We start from the raw sequence: 21926 nt of genomic DNA, 5'->3' as shown, positions 1-21926 counted from the left end.
CCGCACCGGCTTCATGCCTGACCGCCGTTCGGGCTCCCGGGCGACCGGTGCGCCCGACCGCCCGTACGACCGCCCGCCCGCAGGTACCGGGGGGCTCAGCGAGCGGCGTCGCGCTCCACGGCCTGCCGGCGGAGCCGGTCCTGCGCGGCGACGTACCGCAGCATGAGGCGGGCGAACTCCAGGCGCTCGCCCTCGGTCCAGTCCCCGGTGACCTGCTCGAAGGCCGCGCGCTGGTGCCGGCGGAAGCGGCTCATCAGCTCGCGGCCCTCGGGGCTGAGGTGCAGGACGGTGCGGCGGCCGTCCTGCTGGGAGGCGGCGCGGACCAGGTAGCCGGCGGAGATGGAGTCGGACACCATCCGGCTGGCCACCGAGGGGTCCACCCCCAGGTGGTCCGCCACCGCGCCGACGGTGACCTCACGCGCGTCGCCCTGCTCGGCCTCCAGCACGATGTTGAGCACCAGGGTGCGGCTCAGGTCCTTCTGCGAGACCGGGTTCTCGACGTCCAGGAGCGAGGAGCGGCGCAGCTTCCCGAAGGCCGGGCCGACGGCGTTCAGCAGCTCATCGGCCGTTTGCGGCTCGTGCTTCGTCATGCCCGTCATCGTATCCGGATGACCTTTCGAAGACATGTGTTGACATGAAATTACATGCATGTGAGCATGCATATGTCTACAGCAATGAATGGAGCCCTCATGAAGATCCTCGTCACCGGCGCCCGCGGCAAGGTCGGCCGGGCCGTCATCGACCGCCTGCACGCCGCCGGCCACACCGTCCGCGCCGCCAGCGCCGCCCCCGCCGGGCTGACCGTCCCGGCCGGCGTCGAGGTCGCCGAACTCGCCCTCGACCGGCCGGAGACCTTCGCCGCCGCGCTCGACGGTGTCCGCCAGGTCTTCCTCTACCCGGAGCCCGCCGGCATCCACGAGCTGGTCGCGGCCGCCGAGGCCGCCGGCGTCGAGCACGTCGTCCTGCTCTCCTCCTCCTCGGTCCTCGGCGAGGACGCCGCGAACGACCCGCTCGCACGCCATAGCCTCCTGGTCGAGCAGGCCCTCGCCGCATCGGCGCTCACCTGCACCCTCCTGCGCCCGGACGCCTTCGCCAGCAACGCCCTCGGCTGGGCCCGGTTCATCGGCGGGTCGATGCCGGTCCGGCTCGCCTACCCGGACGCGCAGACCGCCCCGATCCACCCCGAGGACATCGCCGACATCGCCGTCGCCGCGCTGACGGGCCGGGGCCTCACCGGCAAGTCCCTCACGCTGACCGGCGCCGAGTCGCTCAGCTTCCGCGAGCAGCTCGCCGTCCTCGCCGACACCCTCGGCCGCGAGATCCCGGTCGAGCACATCACCCGCGCCGAGGCCGAGCAGGAGATGCGCCGCCACCTGCCCGCGCCGATGGTCACCTCGCTGCTCGACCTGTGGGAGGCGGCCGACCGCCACGGCCCCGCCGCCGTCGCCGACACCACCGAGACCCTGCTCGGCCGGCCCGCCCGCCCGTTCCGGCAGTGGGCCCGCGAGAACGCCGCCGCCTTCACCGCCGGGCACTGATCCGCCGGGCACCGACTCGCCGGGCACCGACCCGCCGGGCACCGGGACCTCGGCGCGGTTCGGCCCTGCGGCTACGGCGCGTCGGCCGGGTCGGCGGCGCTCACCGGTACGTCGGGGTGGCGGAACCAGGAGCCCTGGACGGCCCACTGGACCAGCATCAGCACTCCGCCCAGCACCAGCGCGCCGATGCCGATCACGGTCACGCCGCCGGTCTCCCCGATGAGCGGCAGATCGATCGAGGTCGAGCCGTAGTCGGGATCGGCGTAGACGTCGAAGGCGGCGTAGCAGAAGAAGTAGAGCAGCACCAGGCCGCCGAGCAACGGCACGAGCCCCTTGAAGACGAAGTCCTTGACGCTCCTGGTCAGCACCCGCCGGTAGTACCAGACGCAGGCGAACCCGGTCAGGCCGTAGTAGAAGGCGATGCCGAGCCCCACCGAGGCGATGGAGTCCGCCAGCACATTGCCGCTGATCGCGGTCAGCAGCACGTAGAAGGCGATGGAGGCCAGGCCCATGCCGACGGTGGACCAGGTCGGGGTGAGGTGGCGGGGGTGCACCCGGCCGAACGGGGCGGGGACGGCCTTGTGCGTGGCCATCGAGAAGGACGTCCGGGCGGTGGGCAGGATGGTGGTCTGGGTGGAGGCGGCGGCGGACGTCAGCACCATGAAGATCAGCAGCTTGCTGAGGAACCCGCCGAAGCCCGCGGTGCCGAAGACCGCGTCGCCGAGGCCGGACAGCACGTCCCCGGAGTTCTCCTCGTTGCCCAGGCCGATGCCCTCCGTGCCGATCCCCGCGAACGCCAGCGCCGAGGTGGACACCAGGGTGTAGATCAACAGCAGCAGCACGGTGGAGATGACGGCCGCGCGCCCCGGGGTGCGCTTCGCGTCGGCGGTCTCCTCGTTGACCGAGACGGCCGTGTCCCAGCCCCAGTAGATGAAGACCGCGGCGAGCATGCCGGCCGTGAAGGCCCCGGCCGAGGGGATGTCGAAGGGGTTGAACCAGGAGGCGCCGACGTGCGCCGCCGTGTCGGGCGCACCGCTGCCGTAGGCCTTGACCAGGGCGGTGATCGACAGCACGATCAGCATCACCACCTCGATCGACAGCAGCCAGCGCTGCAGGGCGGCGGAGATCTCGATGCCGACGTAGCAGATCGCCGTCATCACGATGATCCAGACCACCCCGGCGAACGACGTCCACAGCGTGCTCTCGGCGAACGAGTCCAGACCGATGAGCCGGAACCCGTACACGCCGGCGATCTGGGCCAGGTTCGCCATCACGATGATGTCGGCGACGATGATCCCCCAGCCGCCCATCCACCCCGTCCTCGGCCCGAACGCCCGGGCGGCCCAGGTGAAGGTCGTGCCGCAGTCGGGATCGGAGGCGTTGAGCTCCTTGTAGGCGTAGGCGATCATCAGCATCGGGATGAACGCCAGGATGGTGACGATCGGCGCCTGGAACCCCACGCCCACCACGATGATGCCGAGCGTGGCGGCGAGGCTGTAGGCGGGGGCCGTGGAGGCCAGCCCGATCGCGATCGAGGAGACCAGACCGAGCGCACCGGTCTTCAACCCCTTCTCGCCCGCACCCGAGCCGGTCGCCTGGGGCGCCACGCTCGGGGCCGGGCCGTCGGAGGAGTGCGGCATCGATCCCACCTCCTCCCCAGGACCGGCCCGAGATCGTCGGGCACAGTCACGGGGCCAAGACAAACCACCTTGAATCGACCATACTGCCGCCGCCCCTCCGCGGCTCGCTGCGCCGACGGCCAGCCCAACCGGCGGAGCCCACGCAGTCGCGGACCTCCCTGTCGCAGGGCCGCCCGGCGGACACGCCGCGTTGTCACCCGTGCACAGTCGAGCCGCTCCGCGGTCGCCGGCACTGCGATCGTCCCGGCGCCGACGTGGTCCGATCACGGTCGTACCGACGGCCCCGCCGGCCTGCGTTCGCGGGGGCGGGGCTCCTCGAAGCCCCGCCCCCGCGAACACGCCCTACGTCAGCTGGCCCTGGGATCCAGCTCGCGCACTCAGGGGGCGTGCTTCTCGTACCTCAGAGTCCACTGCTGGTTGCTCTGCAATGCGGGGCAGTCCCAGATACCGAGGCGGGTCCCCTGGGTGGTGGCCCATCCGGGCAGTTCGAGGCACCGTCCGGCGGGATTGTTGACCGGGTCGACGGTGGCCGGGAGGTAGATGCGGCCGTCGGGACGGACGGCCCACTTCTGTCCGGTGTTGCCCACGCACCGGGAGAGGACCACCCTGGCGCCGTTGCCGAGGGAATTGTCCTTGGTGGACACGCACCAGCTGCCAGCACGGACGGTGCCGTCGACGGCGAAGTTGAAGCGCTGGTTGATGGTCTCCCAGCAGCCGTAGACGGAGAGCTCGGCTCCCTCGAAGGGCCCGCCCTCATTGTCCGCGCAGAGCCAGTCCACGTGGTTGGAGCGGATGGTGACGCTGGAGTCGGAGTAGCCGGCGAACGTCGGGGTGACGAAAGTGGTGACCTTGCCCTTGACTCCGGAGTCGTCGGCACCGGCGAAGACCGCGACCGCGTTGCTGTTGTCGATGACCCACAGGTCGGCGGTTCCGTCGTTGTTGAGGTCGCCCGCGCCGATACGGGGGAAGTCGGCGGCGGTCAGCTGCTGGCCGGTGACCAGCTTGGTGCCCTGGTCGGGCTTGGTGAGGGCGGAGTAGTCGACGGTCCCGTCGCTCTTCCAGCCGAGCGGGTAGGCGTAGACGTCCCCGGTGGTGCGGTTCCGGGCCCAGAGAGTGGCCTGATGGGTCTCGTCGCTGGTGTCAGGGATGGTGGTGGCGCCGTTGGCCGCACCGGGGTTGATGAGTTCGAGGTCGGCCCAGCTTCCGGAGGCGGTGGGGATGAGGGTGGCGGCGTCGAGGCTGTCCGCCTGGCCGTTTGCCTGGAAGAAGTAGAGGTTGTTGTTCTCCAGAGTGAGGACGGAGGTCTGGGTCATGATGACCTTGTGGGTCTCGTTGTTCGGCTCACCTGCCACGGCTTCCCCTTCGGGTGTACCGAGCGCGATCACCTGCGAGACGTCACTCCAGTTGTTCGGGTTGTAGCCAGGACAGGGCGTACCGGATTCGTAGGTGGCACAGGCGGGTCGGTTGAGCGCAACGGGCGTGAGGGTGTCAAAGCGCCCAGTGCCATTGTTGGGGATCAGGTAGAGCGCTTCGCGAAGCTTGGACGTGGAGTCCTTGGTGTAGTGGGCAAGGATCTCGTCCACGGCCTGCCCGACGGCGAAGGTTCCGTGATGGCTCACCTGGAAGTCGGCCCAGGTGACGCCGTACTCGCGGTTGCCGGGGGCAGCCGCAGCGGGGGCGGCGAGAGAGGTGGTGGGGTCGATGGTGCCGCCGATGACCCGCAGGTCACCGCTCTTGTCGGTGGTGACGACATCGGGCTTCTGATCGTTGTCAACGTCGCCGAAGAGCGGCTGGGTGTCCGGCCTCCAGGGGACGTAGAAGTTGTAGACCGCCGGTTGGCTGTAGTTGCCGGCGTTGTCCATCGCCCACGCGTAGAGGGTGTTGGTGCCCCAGTCCTTGGGCTTGTAGCTATAGGACGCACCAGGGGCCAGGACGCCGCTCTGGTCGCAACGCCAGCCGACCACCGGCGTCGGGTCGGTGCTCACCCGGATGCAGGCGACACCCGAGGCCTGGAGTCCTGTGCCGGGGGCCGGGTCCTCGGCGTTGATGGTGAACGCGCCCTCATCGTTCATGTACCTGGTCGGCGTGGGGTTGGGCGTACCGGAGGGCGGGAAGTCGGTGGAGCTGATGCTGAGGCGAGGATTGGTACGGTCGACGCGGAAGTAGCACCAGGCGCTCGCGGGCGAGGTGAGCAGGCCGTCAGAGGAGCGAGCGAGCCAGCCGTACTGGTGGCCGTCACTCAACGGGCCCGTCGGCACCCCCTCGGCGGGGTCGTTGTAACTGCGCCCCCAACGTCCGTCAGCCCAGGAGAAGTTGGGATCATTGTCGTCCCACATCTGGAATCCGGTATAGAGGCTCTGTCCCGTGGGGGACCAGCTGTTGGCGAGCAGGTAGACGTTCTGGTTGTTGCCGACCCAGCCCGGGTTGTCCCAGGCATTGCTACCGGCACCACCACTCTTGCACTCCGCCGTGCTGTTGTTGCTCGCGAAGCCGGGAGCGGGGCTGGTGCGCGGGTACCAGACGGTCGGGGTGATGTCGTAGGTGGTGGTGACGCTGGGGTTGCTGGCGATGGCGTGGCGGAAGAGCTTCTCCCACTCACTGGTCTCGGGAGCGATGCCGATCGTCCAGGTGGCCCATTTGCCGGCGGCCGCGCGCTTCATCATGTCGGTGACGTCAAGGGCGAGCGGGCCGGTGCCGGTGATCCACTGGCCGTTGACCGGCGCGCAGCCCTCCATCACCATGTTGCCGTCGGTCCCGCAGGGTTGGCGGTTCCAGCTGGTGTGCTCGTCGATGCCGGTGGGAGCCCAGTACACGGCGAGCGGGGTCCTGGTGCCGGGACTGGAGGCTCCGGTGACCTGGGCGTTGAGGGTGGAGGTGAACAGCGTCGGTGCGGATTCGGCACCGTCGACGACGGTGTAGATGGCGGGGTTGACGTTGAACTGGAAGTAGGCACGCTGGCGGCCGAGTTTGCCGCAGTCCAGGTTCGGGTCGCTGCTCTTGTAACCGCAGTAGCCTGTGGCCAGGTTGGACTTCTTGTTGAAGTTCTCCGCGGTCTCGTGGTTCTCCTGCACCTCCACCGAGCTCTGGGTATAGCTGGTGACGGCCGTGAGCGACGGGTCCAGGTACCAGGGTCCGGTACCGGAGTTGAGCGCCTCCTGATTAGGAGTCAGCTCGATCGCATTGCCCGCAACCTTGCTACCGATGAGTGAGACGTTGGCGCCGTCGCCCGGCGCCTCCGTGGTCGACATCGCCCCCTCGACGGGCGGCTGCGGCGCGGAAGCCGGTGCTGCCGCAAGGGCTGCGAGCTTGGCCGACTTGGGCGCCGGAGCGGGAGCGTCCGCCGCAGGACGGGAGGAGTCCCACTGCAGCGGTGCGGGCGCCCGGAAACGCAGTGCGCCGGTGTCGTCCTTGACGTCGATCCGCCCCTCGGCATCGGAGGAGGCGGTCAGCCCCTGGGCGGTGATCGGGAAGCGCAGGGTCTTGAGCGCCGGGTTCGCGGCGGCCTCGGGCGTGTGAACGACGATCACGTCGCGCCACCCGCCGACCGGCAGTGCGGTCAACTGAAGGTCGACGCCCGGGAGCACGTTCGCGTACGTCGCGGTGGCCCCGTTCAGCGCCGGCTTGGGCAGGGCGAACGGCGCGGCGACGGACAGCTTCTTGCCGTCCGACGTGGAGACCGTGGCCATCGCTCCGGTACCTCCGCCGGAGAGTGTCAGGCCGGTGCTTGCGACGGCGGGGCTGAGGGTGCCGTCCGCATTCGGCCGCAGTGTGACATCGATGTCCGCCCAGATGTTGTTGCGCTTGGTCCGCACGGGCAGGGCGTTGTCGGTGGTCGTCAGGGTGCCGTCAGGGTTGACGATCGTCTTCGACGCTTCGTCGGTCATCGCCTCCACGACGACCGGCTTGCCGGTCGACTTGGCCTTGGCGATGGCGTCGACCATCGCCTGCTGCAGCGGGGTGCGGGGCGGCGCAGGTGTCGGGGGGACGAGTGGTAGTACGCCGCCCGCCGGCCCGTGGGAGGGCGGCGTGGCAGTGCCTACGGCGACCGCAGCAGGTGCCGTGAGCAGACCGAGGCTGAGGATGCAACTCGCACCGAAAGCGGCCATACGGATCGCGCGTGTGCGTATCGAAGGTGGCGGTGGCGTGTTCACGAATGTGCCTGGAGTGGTGGACATGTTGGTTCGGTGATCCCTCCCTGTCTTCGGCCCCGATTCAGGGGCAGCATTCGGGTCGGAACGATGCGGCCTGACCTGCGGTTAGGTCAACCCGACCGCCGTCTTGGACGGACTTGTCCGGATCACGCCGGATCGTCAGATCAAGAATCTGTAAACATCACATGCATGGTGGCCAAACGACCTGGCGGTGCAATCACGACCTCACCTATCGTCACCTCGATCATGAGACAGCTGTGTCTGTATGCCGCTGTATCGACAATGGACGAGGAGATGACACAGTGGGCCTTTGGCCTGCCCGTAAACGGGCTGTGAGACCAGCTGGGGGCCGATGGCGTTCCCCTGCTGTGGCAACGATGGTCGCCCTGGCGATGACGGGAGTCGCCGTACCGCCCGCAGCCGCGTGGACGTTCCCCGAGCCGGAGGGGGAGGTCTGGACTCCCCCGAACACGCCTCTGGGCAACGGAACCGTCTCGGTCAAGGGTCATGACGCTCGGCCCCCGAGTGCCGAGCCAACCAGCAAGCCGACCGAGTGGAAGCCGGAACCGGCGGTGCCACTGGTCACCGGTACCGAGACCGTCACCCTCGGAGCGGACAGTCCCGAAGCGCAGGCGGCCCGCTCCGCCACCGGCGGTGCCTCGCCGGCGTCTGGCGGCGCGACCGGTTCCAAGGCCGGCACCCTGGCGGTCAAGGTCGCGCCCGGAACGGGTGAGGGCGGGAGCGCACACGCCGTCACCGTCCAGGTGGTCGGCCAGGACAAGGGCAAGGCGGCGGGTGTCAGCACGCCGCTCGTAGCGGTCTCCGACGCCGACGCGACGGTCAAGGGCGATGGGCACTCCGCGAGCGTCACGCTCGACCTCAAGGCATTGCAGGCAATCGGCTGGTCCGACCGCGCAGTGCTCGTCTCACTTCCGGCCTGCGCGCTGACCACACCGGACCGGGCCGAATGCCGCACCCAGACGCCCGTGCCCTCCAAGCCGGACGGCAGCGGCAAGGTGACCACCGACGTCACGCTGCCCCCCGCCTCGGCCCCGCAGCCTGTGCCTGGTAAAGGCCAGAACGGCACGGTGAAGGCCTCGTTCACAACCTCCGGTGCGCCTGCCCTGACGCCTGCGGCGCCCAGCGGTTCGGGTGAGCCGGTCGTGCTCGGGGCAGTCTCGGCGCCGTCCGGCCGTGGGGGGTCCTACACGGCGACGCCACTCTCACCGTCGACAGCGTGGAGTTCGGGGACGAACGTAGGCAACTTCACCTACGCCTACCCGATCCAGGTGCCGCCCTCCCTGGGCGGTGCGGCCCCGACTGTGGCACTCAGCTACAACTCGGCTGCGGTCGACGGCAAGACCTCGGCCACGAACTCCCAGTCCTCGTGGATCGGTGATGGCTGGAGCTACGAGCCCGGCTTCATCGAGCGGTCCTACAAGAACTGTGACAAAGCCGGGATCACCGGTTCGGCCGACCAGTGCTGGGGCGGACAGAACGCCACCCTGGCCCTCGGTGGCCGCTCCGGGACGATCGTGCGCGATGACGTCACCGGATCCTGGCACCTGCAGAACGACGACGGCTCCAAGGTCGAGCAGCTCACCGGCGCACCCAAGGCAGCCGGCGATGTCGACTACCAGGGCATGGAGTACTGGCGGATCACCACCCCCGACGGGATCCAGTACTACTTCGGCCGCAACCACCTGCCGGAAGGCGACGGTACCGACCCCGCCACCTCCTCGGTCCTCACCACGCCGGTGTATTCCCCGAACAACGGCGACCCCTGCTTCAGCGCTGCCTCCGACAAGGGCTCCTGGTGCCAGATGGCCTGGCGCTGGCAACTCGACTACGTCGTCGACCCGCACGGCAACCTGACCACGTACAAGTACGCCACCGAGAGCAACAAGTACAACCGCGGCGGCGCTCCCACCAGCGCCAATGGCACTCTCACCGACTACCAGCGCTCCGGCTACCTGCGAGAGATCGGCTACGGCCAGCGCCTGGAGGAGCAGAAGACAGCCAAGGGCGGCCTCGCCCCGGCCGCCAAGGTCCTGTTCAAGGTCGAGGAACGGTGCAAGCCCGGCGCAGCCACCTGCGCCGAGGACCAGCGCACTTCGACCGACTGGCCCGACGTGCCGATCGACCAGATCTGCACCGGCAGCCCGTGCGCGAACAGCGCGCCGACGTTCTTCTCCACCAAGCGCCTCAGCGAGATCAGCACCCAGGTCCGGGTGGACGGCGCCGACCGCACGGTCGACACCTGGAAGCTGCAGCAGAGCTTCCCCCCGCCCGGCGACGCGACTGCACCCACACTGTGGCTCGACTCCGTCCAGCGTGTCCCGAGCAACGGTCAGGCACCGCTCAACACGCTGCCCGCCGTGACGTTCGGCTTCACGATGATGCCGAACCGCGTCGACGGCACCGACGTGCCCGAGCACATGTTCATGCGCCCGCGCATCAAGGAGATCGACACCGAGACCGGCGGCGCGATCAACGTCCTCTACTCCGACCCCGAGTGCTCCCGCGTCAACCACCACATGCCCGCCTCCGAGGTCGACAACTCGATGGCCTGCATGCCGGTCAAGTGGTACCTGCCCGGCCAGTCCTCCCCGGATCCGGTCAACGACTGGTTCAACAAGCCCCTCGTCAGGGCCGTCACCGAGCAGGACCTCGTCAGCAGTCCGGCCATCGGCAGGACGACCGAGTACACGTACAGCGGCGGCGCCGCCTGGCACCGCAATGATGCCGAGTTCACCAGCCCCAAGACACGGACCTGGGACAGCTTCCGCGGCTACCAGTCAGTGACCGTCACCACCGGTAGTGGCTCCGTCAGCGAGGCACCCAAGACCCAGCAGACGGTCACCTACCTGCGAGGCATGGACGGCGACTACCTCGCCAACGGCAGCGACCGGCGCAGCGTCCAGGTCGCAAGTCCTCTCGGCGGCACAGTCACCGACAGCGACTGGCTGAACGGCCACGTCGTCGCGACCGAGGTCTATGACAGGGCCGGTGGCACCGTCCAGACGATCTCCGGCACCACAGCTCAGACGATCTCCATCGATGGCTACGCAGGGAAGCCTGTCACCGCGACCCATGCCCAGAACGCCGGCGCGCCTCAGGTCTACGCCCGTTACCCGGACAACCAGGTCGCGTCGGTCTCCAAGTCTCGCCTTTCCGACGGGACCTGGCGGACCTCTACCGCGACCACCACGACCGACCCATCCCGCGGCAACCGCGTTGTCCAGGTCAATGACAAGGGTGACGGCACCGCTGCCACTCCTGAGATCTGTACCGCCACCAAGTACGCGATCAGCGACAACCCTCAGCAACTCAACCTGGTGTCGGAGCAGGTCTCTGTCCAGAGCTCATGTGGCTCCGATCCCACGACCGCAAACACCATCAGTGGCAGCCGCAGCCTCTACGACGGAAAGCCATTCGGGCAGGCCGGCTCCACCGGTGACCTGACCAGCAGCCAGGTCCTCGACCACTTCGACCAGGCTGCAAACCCCGTATACGTGAACGGCGGCGGCACCACCTTCGACGCCTTCGGGCGGCCGCTGACGACCGCGACGACCGACGGGTCAGCCTACGACCGCGATGGCACGCAGGTGAACGGCCCGTCAACCACTCCGGCTGTCACGGCCACGACCTACACCCCGTCCTCGGGTGTTCTCCCGACCGAGGTACGGTCCACCGGCCCCATGGCCGGCTGGGCCACCACCGTCACGCTGGACCCGGCCCGCGGCTCACCCCTGACCGACAGGGACGTCAACGACCGCGTCACCACGGCCCAGTACGATGCCATGGGCCGCCTCACCGCGGTATGGGCGCCGGACCGGCCCACAGCCGAGCTTCCGAGTCGGAAGTTCACCTACTCCCTCAAGGGCTCCAAAGGGCCGTCCGCCGTCACCACCGAGTCGATCAACGACGACGCCGTCACGTACTCGGCAGTCATCGACATCCTCGACGGCCTCGGCAGGCCGCGTCAGAGCCAAAGCACCAGCGCTGCCAAACCCACCGGCCGCCTGATCACCGACACCGTCTACGACACTCACGGCTGGGCCATCAAGACCTCCAGCCCGTACTACGAGCAGGGATCCTTCCCCAGCGAGTCGATATTCGTCCCTGCTGCCGACGGTCAGGTGCCCGGTCAGACGTGGAACACCTACGACGGCAACGGCCGCGTCGTTCGGTCGGAGTTCCGATCCTACGGCAACCTCCAGTGGGCCACTACCACGGCTTACCCCGGTGCCGACCGGACCGATATCACCCCGCCCACCGGGGCTTCACCGACCTCCGTGGTGACCGACGCCCGCGGGCGCACCATTGCCGGCTGGCAGTACCACACTCCCACTGCTACAGGCAACCCCGCTGACGCTGACATCGCCACCTACGCCTACACGGCAGCAGGTCTGACGTCCCAACGGACCGACAGCAGCGGAAACCGCTGGTCCTACAGCTATGACCTTCGCGGGCGCCAGGCCTCTGCATCTGACCCGGACACGGGTGTGACCCAGACGGTCTACGACGTCAACTCGCGCATCGACCACACCATCGACGCCAAGAGCAACACGCTCGCGTACAGCTACGACGTGCTCGGCCGCAAGACCGGCATGTTCAGCGGCAGCGTCGCCCCGGCGAACCAGCTCGCGTCATGGGCCTACGACACGCTGCTCAAGGGGCTACCGACCTCCTCGACCCGCTACGTCGGCGGCGTCTCAGGTGCGGCCTACACGAAGGCGGTCACCGCCTACGACACCGCCTACCGGCCGCTCGGCACCTCCATCAGCATCCCTACGGCCGAAGGGTCGCTCGCCGGGACCTACACGACCACGAACACCTACAGCCCGGTAATCGGCTCCCTGAAGAAGGTCAGCATCCCCGCCGCCGGCGGGCTCCCGGCCGAGACTGTCAGCTACGGCCGCACCATCACTGGCCTGATGACTGCCGCCACCAGCCTCAGCAAGGCAGTCATCGCGAAGGTCGAGTACGACGCACTCGCCCGCCCCGTCCGCACGACGGCCGGCGAGTACGGGAAGCAGGTCATCTCCACCCAGCAATACGATTGGGCCACCGGCCGGGTCATCAACTCATTCCTCGACAAGCAACTCGGCACCGTCTCCGTCGACCAGAACACCTACACCTACACCCCTTCCGGTCGAATCACCTCGGTCTCCGACATTCAGGACGCCACCAGTACCGACACGCAGTGCTTCACCTATGACCACCTCGGCCGGCTGGCCAACGCCTGGACCGACACGGGGGGCACCTCCACCACCGCAGACTGGACCGATTCCTCCGGAGTCGTTCACGGCACCGGCAGCTCCACGACCGTCCCCGGCATCGGCGGCTGCAACAACGCGGGTGGCCCCGCCATCACCGGTCCCGGCGGACGCACGGTCGGCGGTCCCGCCCCCTACTGGAACACATACACCTACGACGCCACCGGCAACCGCACCGGCCTCGTTCAGCACGACATCACCGGTAACAGCCTCAACGACACCACCACCACCCAGACCTTCGGAGCCGTCAACAGCACCAACACCCCCACCCCCGCACCCAACACCGGCGGCGGAACCGGCGGGCCCCACGCCCTCCTCACCTCCACCACCACCAGCCCCGGCGGCACCAAGGCCGTCAGCTACCAGTACGACGCCAAGGGCAACACCACCGCCATCACCGACACCGGCGGTACCACCACCCTGAGCTGGAACGGCGAGGACAAGCTCGACTCCCTCGCCAAGACCGGCCAGGCCGGCGCCACCACCTACCTGTACGACGCAGACGGCAACCAGCTCATCCGCCGTAACCCCGGCAAGACGACGCTCAACCTGCCCACCGACGAACTCACCCTTGACACGGCTACCGGTTCGATGAGCAACGTCCGCTCCCTCGGTGGCTCAGGGGGCCTCACTTACACCCGGGTCACCGCGGCCGTCGGCGGCGGCAAGGTCCTCATCCAGGCCTCCGACCCCCACGGCACCAACAACATCCAGATCAACACAACGGCCGGCCAGCCCGTCTCCCGCCGTCCTGCCGATCCCTTCGGCAACCCGCGAGGCACTCAGCCCAGCGCCTCCGCTTGGGCCGGAACCAAGGGATTCGTAGGCGGCAGCAAGGACGACACCACCGGCCTCACTAACCTCGGAGCACGCCAGTACGACCCCACGACCGGCCGATTCATCAACCCTGACCCACTCCTCGCCCCCAGTGACCCCCAGCAATGGAATGGGTATTCCTACGCGGACAACAATCCCGTAGACAACACCGATGCCAATGGGTTGCAATGCCTGCACGGCGCACCCGGCGGCGGAGCCGATGGCATCTGTGCAGGAGTCCCCAAAGATAACGACGGTGTTGTCGGCGACTACTCCAACAACTGCGTATTCGACTACTGCAAGAAGCGCGCAGCCGAGATGGAGGTGGCTGCTTTCGTTGCGGGAAGATGGAATACCGACAACAGGGGTCGAACCTATGGTCCAAAACAGCCCACGAAGAAGAAGACTGGAGGCATTAAGGACTATATCGCCGGAATGATTCGTTCGGCGCCATCGACCATTGACTCTGCACCCAATTTGAGCCCAGCATGCTGGATTGAGAACTGCAGCCCAGATATCGCGGGCAAGTACGACAGTCTCATGAGGAAGCTCGGAGTCGACACAGCCTCAGACTCCTACCGGGGCGGCGAGCTGTTCGCCGATGTTGTCTCTGCAGTCTCAGCGGCCCGGGGAGCAGAGGAGGCGGCCTCTCTTCTCAAGAGAATAGCCAAGGGATGCGATAGCTTCCCACCTGAAACCCTCGTACTGATGGCCGATGGCAGCGCCAAGCCAATCGGTGACATTCAAGAGGGCGACACCGTTACGGCAACCGACCCACAGACGGGTCAAACTGCAGGCAAGGCTGTCACGGCGAAGATTGTCACTCCCGATGACTTCAATTTCACCGAGTTGACTCTCGCTCCATTCGGAGGCGAACAAGGCTCAACCGAAGTCAAGGCGTTGGTCTCTACCGCCCACCACCCGTACTGGGACGAGACCACTCATCGCTGGACCAAGGCCGCTTCGCTCAAGGTGGGTGACCGTCTAAACGCCTCGAACGGTGACAGTCTAGTCGTCATCAACACCCGGACCTACACCACCCTGCCCCAGCGAGCAGACAACCTGACCGTCGCAGGCTTCCACACATACTATGTGCTGGCAGGAAGCGCGCCGGTACTGGTCCACAATGATTCAACGGCCTGCAAGATTGGCTCGAATGGCTGGCCGATGCCCAATATGAAAAACTGCAAGGAGTGCGCCAAGATAATCCAGGATAAGATCGGCGGAGTTATCCATCACGTGAAGGATTCCTTGGGAGCTCCCGCACTCGGCCCGTCGGTGCACGACCCCACAGGTCGCTGGACTGAACACTTCGTCGTCATCAAGGACGACACCGTCTTCGATGGATTCACTGGCCCAGGAGGAATGCCGCTCGACCAATATCGACAGCAGTGGCAATACGGGGAATATCTCAATTTCACTCCTTGGAATGGCGGGTAAGTCATGGATATGCAGGAGCTCTGCTTTCATCTCAGAAACCGTCGGCGAATGTACGTACTCGATGATCGATTTTCCACGGTGGTGGCGTTCATCGAGGGCTTCAATTCCGCGCTCGACGGCGAGCCGCTGACCGGCTTCCAAGATTGGGCGTCACATCGAATCCTAGGTGGCCCCTCTCCCATTCACTGGAGCTATCTCGTCGCCTCGTCCCGGGTGCCAGGAATCATCGATGCCAAGACGCGTATCGATCAGATCCAAGCCGACATTGAGATCTATCTCATCGATGACCTTCTCAATCTTATCGAGACTTTTTTGGATCGGTCCGCCGATGACTGATCCTGAACTGGTCTGACTGCATGACGGAAGTCCCGTCGGCTACGCCCGACGGGACTTCTGCGGCATCTGCTGGCGAAGTTGGCGACCGATTTCGGCAGCCGGACGGCAGCACCGCCGTCATCATTAGGCGTGAAAACCAGGGAACCGCCTGTACCGCGCGCGACCTTACGGCGACCGGGATCCACACGTACTATGCGCTCGCCGAGGGCACTCCTGTACTTGTCCATAACTGCGACGGCAATGGCGCCCCCCTTCAAGAACAACGCGGAGGGACGATACAACCTTGCCGATGGCAGAAGCGCGAGGTGTGCGTTCGGTCAGTCCGGGACAGGCCGGCTGAGAAGATGCACTCAACTCGGGTGCTGTGAAATCGGTTGCCGACACGAACGGAGTGCTCGACGTGGTGCCCGCAACCGATGATGCGATCAAACACAGCGTCATGACCAGAGGGGCTCCGGTGCTTGCGGCAGGTGAGGCCAACGGGGCTGGCGCAGGTGGAATTTTCTTCGGGCTCCGAATTTCTAACCAAGCGGCCACTACCTCCCTTACAAATGCAGCATTAATCTTGGAATCGAGAAATTCAGGCAGGCTGGGATCGACTTCTCTCCCGGGAGCGTGGAACTTATTGGGCCCTAGCGATGAGGACATCCTCCACCTGGCGGCCATGGGGGAGGAAGCACGAAGGGACTGGCTCTTGACCCATCAGCCAGCCAATCCGGGTGATCGTTTCTACTGGTGGGAGACGCTCCTGGAGGCTTTCCTGACTCGGTTGCGCAGTAGTGCACCACTGACGTCAACGCGGCGCGAATATTCGTTGCTGGCTGCGCAAGCAACGAAGGAAGCGATCGAGCTGCAGGTAATGCCTCCCTGAAAGGGTTACATGCGACTTGCGTCCCTGGTATCTGCGTATGGTCGTCACCCGACAGTGACGTTCAGGCAGTCTTTCACCCGGACCGGATGGCTACGGATACCCTTCGACTGATCGAGAAACCGTTTACGAGGAGATCATGGAGTCAGCGAAGAATTGGCCGTCTCGGACCATCGATGAAATAACCGAGTTGCGCAGGGTGAAGAACATCGTTCGCGGATTGGGCGCGATATCACCGCATGTTCTCGATCCCAGACTTCGTAAGACCATTTCCCGTTGGCTCGATGCCTGCGAGAAGCTGCCGTTGGTGAGGCGGCTCATACGCTGATGTGCTGACACTCAGCGAACATACGCACCAATCAACGCATTTGCGACTCCGAAAAGCACTGAACCCCCTCCCTGGGGCCTGGGTGAGGGGGTTCAGGACTTCATGGCGGAAACGTCAGTGGACGGCGGGCATGGTGGGCAAGCCGTTCTGACTTCATCAGTTGAGGTGAGGGCGTCGTTAAGGGCGTCGATGACTTGACGATGGGGCTCAGAAGTGGGCATAGGCGATAGTGGCGACGCCGACGTGGGCGTGGCCGAGGCGCTCATTTCAACCGGGTGAAGAATTGACCGCAAATCTTCCAGATCTCGCCGGCCTTAGCCCGCTCTCGAACCTACTATTCGCAGTCGATGCAAAGCGGGCGCAGGCAAGAAGCAGGCGGAGCCCTACGGCGTTCGAAGTCAATTGTCTTGGCGGGGAGAGTGATCGGACCCCTGTAGTTAGTTCGCCATATGTGGGCGGCGGATGCTGGCGATACGGTCGGCCAGCTTGAGTTCCTCCCAGGGCAGATCGATGAAGCCAAGCCGAGAAGCTTCCACAGGCCGCCGCCGCCGTCAGTGCCGGTGGTGGTTGTCCGGTTGGGTCGGGTCGCCGGGGTGTTCGAGGCCGGGGAGGAGGGTGAGGCGGGTGGCGCGGGCGTGGTCGAGCCAGCGGACGAAGGCGGCGCGGCGGGCGGCCTCGTGGACGGCGGGGGTCGGGTCGGGGTCGGTGAGCGGTGGGGGGAGGTCGGCGTGGCGGGCGGCGGTGCAGCCGGCGGCGGTGACCCACGTGCCGGGGGCGGCGGCGCGCAGGGCGGTGGCGAGGGCGAGCGGGAGGGTGTCCGGGTCGGCCTCGCAGCTGCCGCCGTCGGGGAAGGCGAGCCGCCAGACGGCGGGGGCGGGGCGGCCGGCGGTCATCGCGCGGTAGTGCGCGACCTCGTCCGGCCGGGGCCGGACGTCGGCCGTGACCGCCCGGTACACCGCCCGGACCGCCGCGTTGCCCTCGTAGGCGGCGGCGGTGATCGAGCCGAGTTCGACGGCGGCCTGCTGGTCGAGCCGGGCGGGGGTGTCCGCGGCCACCGTCAGCCCGCGTTCGGCGCAGACGGCGGCGCACAGCTCCTCCGTGAGCACCACCTGGGCCACCCAGCGGGCGAGTTGGCGGTCCTCGGAGCTGCCGGGCCGCGGCAGGGCGGCGGAGCGCGGGCCGGACCGCAGGGCGGTGAGGCGGCGGTCGAGTTCGGTGCGCGGCAGCGGGCGGCCGTCGAGCAGGCCCAGCGCCTCGGCCGTCACGGCTCCACCACCAGGGCGACCGCCGGCGCGTACTGGCAGCGGCCGAACCACATCACCTTGGCCAGCGCCCAGTACGCGCCCGGGTCGGCGTCCTCGGGGGCGGTGAGCTCGAAGGCGGCGGTCCGCACGGCGCCGGCCGCCAGGCTGAAGCCGCGGACCGGGGCGCCGACCGCCTCCCAGGTGCCCCAGGGCGAGACCAGCTGGAGCTCGCCCCGGATCTCGCCGCGGGTCCGGTTGGCGAGGCGGACGGCGAGGGTGGCCCGGCCGCCGGGGGTGAGGTGCAGCGACCGCTCGTCCACCGTCACGGTGAGGCCGGTGTCGCGGCCCTCCTCGGACTTGGTGCCCTGGGCGGCGGTCCAGTCCTCGGGGGCCTCGCCGGGGGCGGGGAGGAGGTCGGGGAGGTCCCCGACGGCGAGGGTGACGACGTCCTCGATCTGCTGCCCGTCGTGCGTGATCCGGACGGCGGCGAAGTACAGCCCGGGTTCGACCTCCGCCGGCGGGGTGAGCGTGACCGGGAAGCGGAGGTGTCCGCCCGGCTCCAGGCGGTAGGGGCGGGCGCCGAGGCTCGCCGTCCAGCCCTCGGGGGGCAGCACCAGCGCCGTCCCCTCCACGGCGGCGTCCCGCAGCTGGGAGGAGAGGGCGACGGACAGCTCGACCGGCTCGCCCGACCCGGCCGTCCGCAGCAGGCCGGGCGAGGCGCCGACCGACACGGGGAGGTAGCCGAGCGGCGCCGGGCCCCGGTTGTGCAGCCAGTAGCGGGCGTGGACGGGCTGGGCCGGCTCGGCGACCGCACCGAGCACCGGGCCGGCCGGGTCGGCCGGGGCGGTGGAGAGGGCGGCGGAGACGACGCTCGGCCGGGCCAGCACGGTGGCGATCTGCGCGCCGGCGAGGTCGAGGCCCGGGTCCGCGTCGATGGGCTCCAGCGGGCGCTCCAGCAGGTCGGCGCGGTGCAGATCGGTGAGCCCGAGCGCGCCGCCGAGGACGGCGGTGCGGCCGAGGCCGGTGGACTCGACCAGCCGGACGGTGAGCCGCCCGTCGCTCGGCGCGGCCGAACCGTGCGCGATCGGGTTGCCGGCCGGCTTGAGGGCGCCGAGCAGCACCTCGCGGGCGGGTTCGACGCGCAGCCAGGACAGGGTGGCGGGCAGCGGCCCCTTCCGGGCGGGTGCGACCCGGGCGTACAGCGGGTGGTTGAACTCCTGCCCCTGGGCGGGGAGCGCCTGCGCCCGCCAGTCCCCCGCGCCGCCCACCAGCGCGTAGCTGAACTCGTGTGTCCAGTGCTGGAGTTGGAAGGAGGCCCCGTCGGGCAGGGTGCGCCGCGGCGGGTCGATCCAGACGCCGGAGGGCCAGCCGGTGCAGGAGCGCATCAGGGAGAGGTGCAGCGCTCCGGTGGCGTCGACCGCGAAGCCGGGCAGGCCGAAGCTGAGCAACCCGACGGTGTGGTCGGTGAGTTGCTCCGAGGCGTGGAGTGCCCCGGGGCAGACGGCGGTGATCCGGGCGTCGGCGAGGTCCCGGGCGAGCCGCGCCCGGTCCGTCACGACCAGGGCGGGCAGTGCCCGCAGGTCCCGCAGGTCGGCGCCGGGCTGCCAGACCTCGGCGAGCGGGGTGAGCGCCGGCACCCAGACGGCGCCGTGCGCCTTGAGCACGGTGGCGTACTCCTCGCCCGCGCGCTCGATCAACTCCCGGGCGGCCGCGTTGGTTTCGGGGCCGCCGAGGACGATCCGAAAATCCGGCAGGTTGGAGTCGACGTCCAGCCAGCCGTAGCGGGCCCAGTCGGCGCCGGAGGTGGTGGCGGTGACCCCGACCCGGGCGAGTGCCACCACCAGGTCGCGGGCGTCGGCGGCGGCGTCGAGATCGGGGGCGACCACCTCGGCGACGCCGAGGGCGCGTTCGCCGAGCGGCGCGCCGGCCGGGTCGGTGAGCGTGATCCGGGCGGTGGAGCCCAGGCCGAACCAGGTGTTGGCCGGGTTGTCGAGCGTCCAGGGCGCCTCGGCGGAGTCGACGTCGGGCAGTGCGAAGCCGCGCCCGACCACCGCGTCGGCCACTTCACTGACCGGCAGCGCGCCGGGCAGGTCGACCGGGAAGCGCAGCCGCAGCAGGCGGTCGGCGGCGGAGAAGTCGAGCACCCTGGTCCGGCAGTCGACCCGGTCGACGCCCTGCCAGAGCGTGACGGTCTGCTCGTAGCGGATGCCGTCGACGGTGCCCGCGATCACCAGCCGCTCGCCCAGCGGGCCGGTCTCGCGGCGCACGCCGGCCGGCTGCTCGCCGGAGCCGAGCACCGGCCCCTTGGGCACGAGGTGCCACGGGCCCTCCCCGAAGTCGGGGTGCTGCGGGTACTCCTCGTAGACCCGCAGCTCGTTGCCGATCCGGCCGTCCTGGATCAACTCGCGCTCGTGCAGGAGGTCCCGGACGGACGTCAGCCCACCGCCGCGGGCCGGGTCGGCGGTGACGCGGTAGCGGGCGTTGGCGACGGTGTGACCGTCGGCGAGCGACCAGGCGGTGTCCTCGATCCCGTCGGCGGAGGGGAGCAGCCGCCAGCTGCGCCAGCCCAGCGCGGGCACGTCGGCGGCCAGGAACCGCAGGGTGCCCCGGTCGACGGTGCTCGGCACGACGGCGCCGGTGTCGTCCAGGACGAGGACGGCCCGCGACTGCCCCTGCGGCAGCCGGACGGCGACCAGGTCGGTGCGGTCGAAGGAGAGGGTGTTGGTGACCACGACCGCCGAGCCGATGCCGGCGGTGTCGATCCGGCCGGTGAGCGCGTCCAGCGCCCGGTCCCGGACGTCGGCGGCCAGGTCGTACGCCTCGCGCCAGCCGCCGAGCAGGTCGAGGTAGACCTGGTCGGACTCCGAACCGGTGATCGCGTCGTGGTGGGCGCCGTAGGCGAGTTGGCGCCAGACCTTGTCCAGCGCCGCCCCGGGGTAGCGGCCCAGCCCCTGCACGGTGGCCAGGGTGGCGAGCTTCTCGGCGTCGACGGCGGCGACCTCGGCGGCGCGCTGGGCCTGCTTGGTGTCGATGTAGGAGACGTCCTTGCCGGTGTAGACCGGGTTCATGTCCCGGCTCTGCGGGCTGGGCCGGCGGCCGGTGGCGGCCAGCTCGGCGCGCACCGCGTCCAGGAAGTCGCGCGGGGTGGCGCAGACGAACCTCGGCCACAGGTACTTCCGCGCCCAGGAGCGGTGGATCTCGGTGACCCACTTGTTCGGCGGGGTGTAGTCGGTGCCGACGGGCAGCAGCAGGTTCTTGGTCGCGCCGACCGGCTTGAGCTTGCGGTAGAGCGCGAGGACGGCCTGCTCGGCGGTGGCGAGGTCGGCGGAGGAGTCCATCCACCAGCCGGCCGAGTAGTGGTGCGGCATGTAGTGGGTGAGCACGCCGTCGCCGGAGGGCGCGATCCACTCGAACTCGCTCGGGAACTGCATCACCCGGGCGTCGTCCTTGGCCTCGCGGAAGTTCTTCTGGATCGGGCCCCACTGGTGGAACGGCCCGCGCGCCCACGCGCTGCCGGTGAGACCGGCGGCCGCGAGGTGGCCGGGGAACTGCGGGTCGTGGCCGAACACGTCGAGCTGCCAGGCGGTCCGCGGGTCGCCGCCGAGGATGTCGCGCTGGTAGCCGATGCCGTAGACGATGTTGCGGATGGTGGTCTCGGCGCCGGTGAGGTTGGTGTTGGGCTCGTTGTAGGTGCCGCCGACCAGCTCGACCTGGCCGCGCTCCAGCAGCAGCCGCAGCGTCTCCCGGCGCTCCGGGTGCTGGTCGAAGTAGGGCTTCAGGTAGTCCACTTCGGCGAGCACGAACGTGTACACCGGGTCGCGCAGCGCGAGGTCCAGGTGCGCGTCGACGAGCGCGAAGCCGTTGCGCTCCCAGAGCGGGCGGGTGGTCGCGTCGGCGGAGAGCAGCTCCCACGGCGAGGTGTAGGCGGCCTGGGTGTTCCACCAGACCGGGTCGTAGTGGAAGTGCGAGACGAGGTACATCGTCCAGCCGGGTTCGGCGACCTCGACGACGCCCTCGACGGCCGCGGCGCCCTCCGCCCGCACGAGGACCGGCAGCCGGGCCCCGGGGTCGGCGCCGGTGATCTCCAGGGGGACTTCGACCAGCCCCGTGCCGGCCGCCTCGCCGCGCACGCCCGGGCCGGTGACGGTGATCCGGGCGGACGGGCCGTCGAGGGTCACGTGCAGCAGCTGGCGCGGCGCCTCCTCGGGGCCGGTGAAGAGGTCCGTGCTTTCGACGGCGGTGATGGTGACCGGCACGGGGTGGGTCCTTTCGGGAGGGTGCGG

Annotated in this window: 8 protein-coding genes; 3 read left to right on the top strand and 5 right to left on the bottom strand. The window is 68.6% G+C overall.

What is annotated here, in order from left to right; genetic code table 11:
• Nucleotides 1-95 precede the first annotated feature (95 nt).
• Nucleotides 96-599, bottom strand: coding sequence for a MarR family winged helix-turn-helix transcriptional regulator (locus tag ACWDRR_RS01275; RefSeq protein ID WP_449770087.1), 504 nt, complete (start codon nt 597-599; stop codon nt 96-98).
• A gap of 90 nt (nt 600-689) precedes the next feature.
• Between ACWDRR_RS01275 and ACWDRR_RS01270 the strand changes: the two genes are divergently transcribed.
• Nucleotides 690-1538 (top strand): NAD(P)H-binding protein, encoded by an 849-nt coding sequence (locus ACWDRR_RS01270; RefSeq protein WP_449770086.1) that lies wholly within the window; start codon nt 690-692, stop codon nt 1536-1538.
• Between the two features lie 71 nt (nt 1539-1609).
• Here ACWDRR_RS01270 and ACWDRR_RS01265 read toward each other — a convergent pair whose 3' ends face one another.
• Together ACWDRR_RS01265 and ACWDRR_RS01260 are read right to left on the bottom strand one after the other, a co-directional pair.
• The gene (locus ACWDRR_RS01265; protein WP_449770085.1) at nt 1610-3178 is read right to left on the bottom strand and encodes an APC family permease; all 1569 of its coding nucleotides are present in this window, start codon (nt 3176-3178) and stop codon (nt 1610-1612) included.
• A gap of 377 nt (nt 3179-3555) precedes the next feature.
• Complete coding sequence (locus ACWDRR_RS01260) at nt 3556-7119, bottom strand: ricin-type beta-trefoil lectin domain protein (RefSeq protein ID WP_449770084.1); 3564 nt, start codon at nt 7117-7119, stop codon at nt 3556-3558.
• 587 nt (nt 7120-7706) lie between these two features.
• Between ACWDRR_RS01260 and ACWDRR_RS01255 the strand changes: the two genes are divergently transcribed.
• Both ACWDRR_RS01255 and ACWDRR_RS01250 read left to right on the top strand, forming a co-directional pair.
• Complete coding sequence (locus ACWDRR_RS01255) at nt 7707-14867, top strand: polymorphic toxin-type HINT domain-containing protein (protein ID WP_449770083.1); 7161 nt, start codon at nt 7707-7709, stop codon at nt 14865-14867.
• 48 nt (nt 14868-14915) lie between these two features.
• The gene (locus ACWDRR_RS01250; RefSeq protein ID WP_449770082.1) at nt 14916-15203 is read left to right on the top strand and encodes a hypothetical protein; all 288 of its coding nucleotides are present in this window, start codon (nt 14916-14918) and stop codon (nt 15201-15203) included.
• A 1747-nt stretch (nt 15204-16950) separates the two neighbouring features.
• Here the strand turns inward: ACWDRR_RS01250 and ACWDRR_RS01245 are convergent.
• A complete protein-coding gene (locus ACWDRR_RS01245; RefSeq protein WP_449770081.1) occupies nt 16951-17664 on the bottom strand; it encodes a DUF7158 domain-containing protein in 714 nt (237 codons plus the stop codon).
• A complete protein-coding gene (locus ACWDRR_RS01240; RefSeq protein WP_449770080.1) occupies nt 17661-21899 on the bottom strand; it encodes a glycoside hydrolase family 38 N-terminal domain-containing protein in 4239 nt (1412 codons plus the stop codon). Before ACWDRR_RS01240 ends, ACWDRR_RS01245 begins: the two co-directional genes overlap by 4 nt.
• Between the last annotated feature and the right edge of the window lie 27 nt (nt 21900-21926).

Source organism: Kitasatospora sp. NPDC003701 (assembly GCF_053587085.1).
Note: the sequence above shows the minus strand (reverse complement) of the source record. Positions and strands in the feature narration are given on the sequence as shown.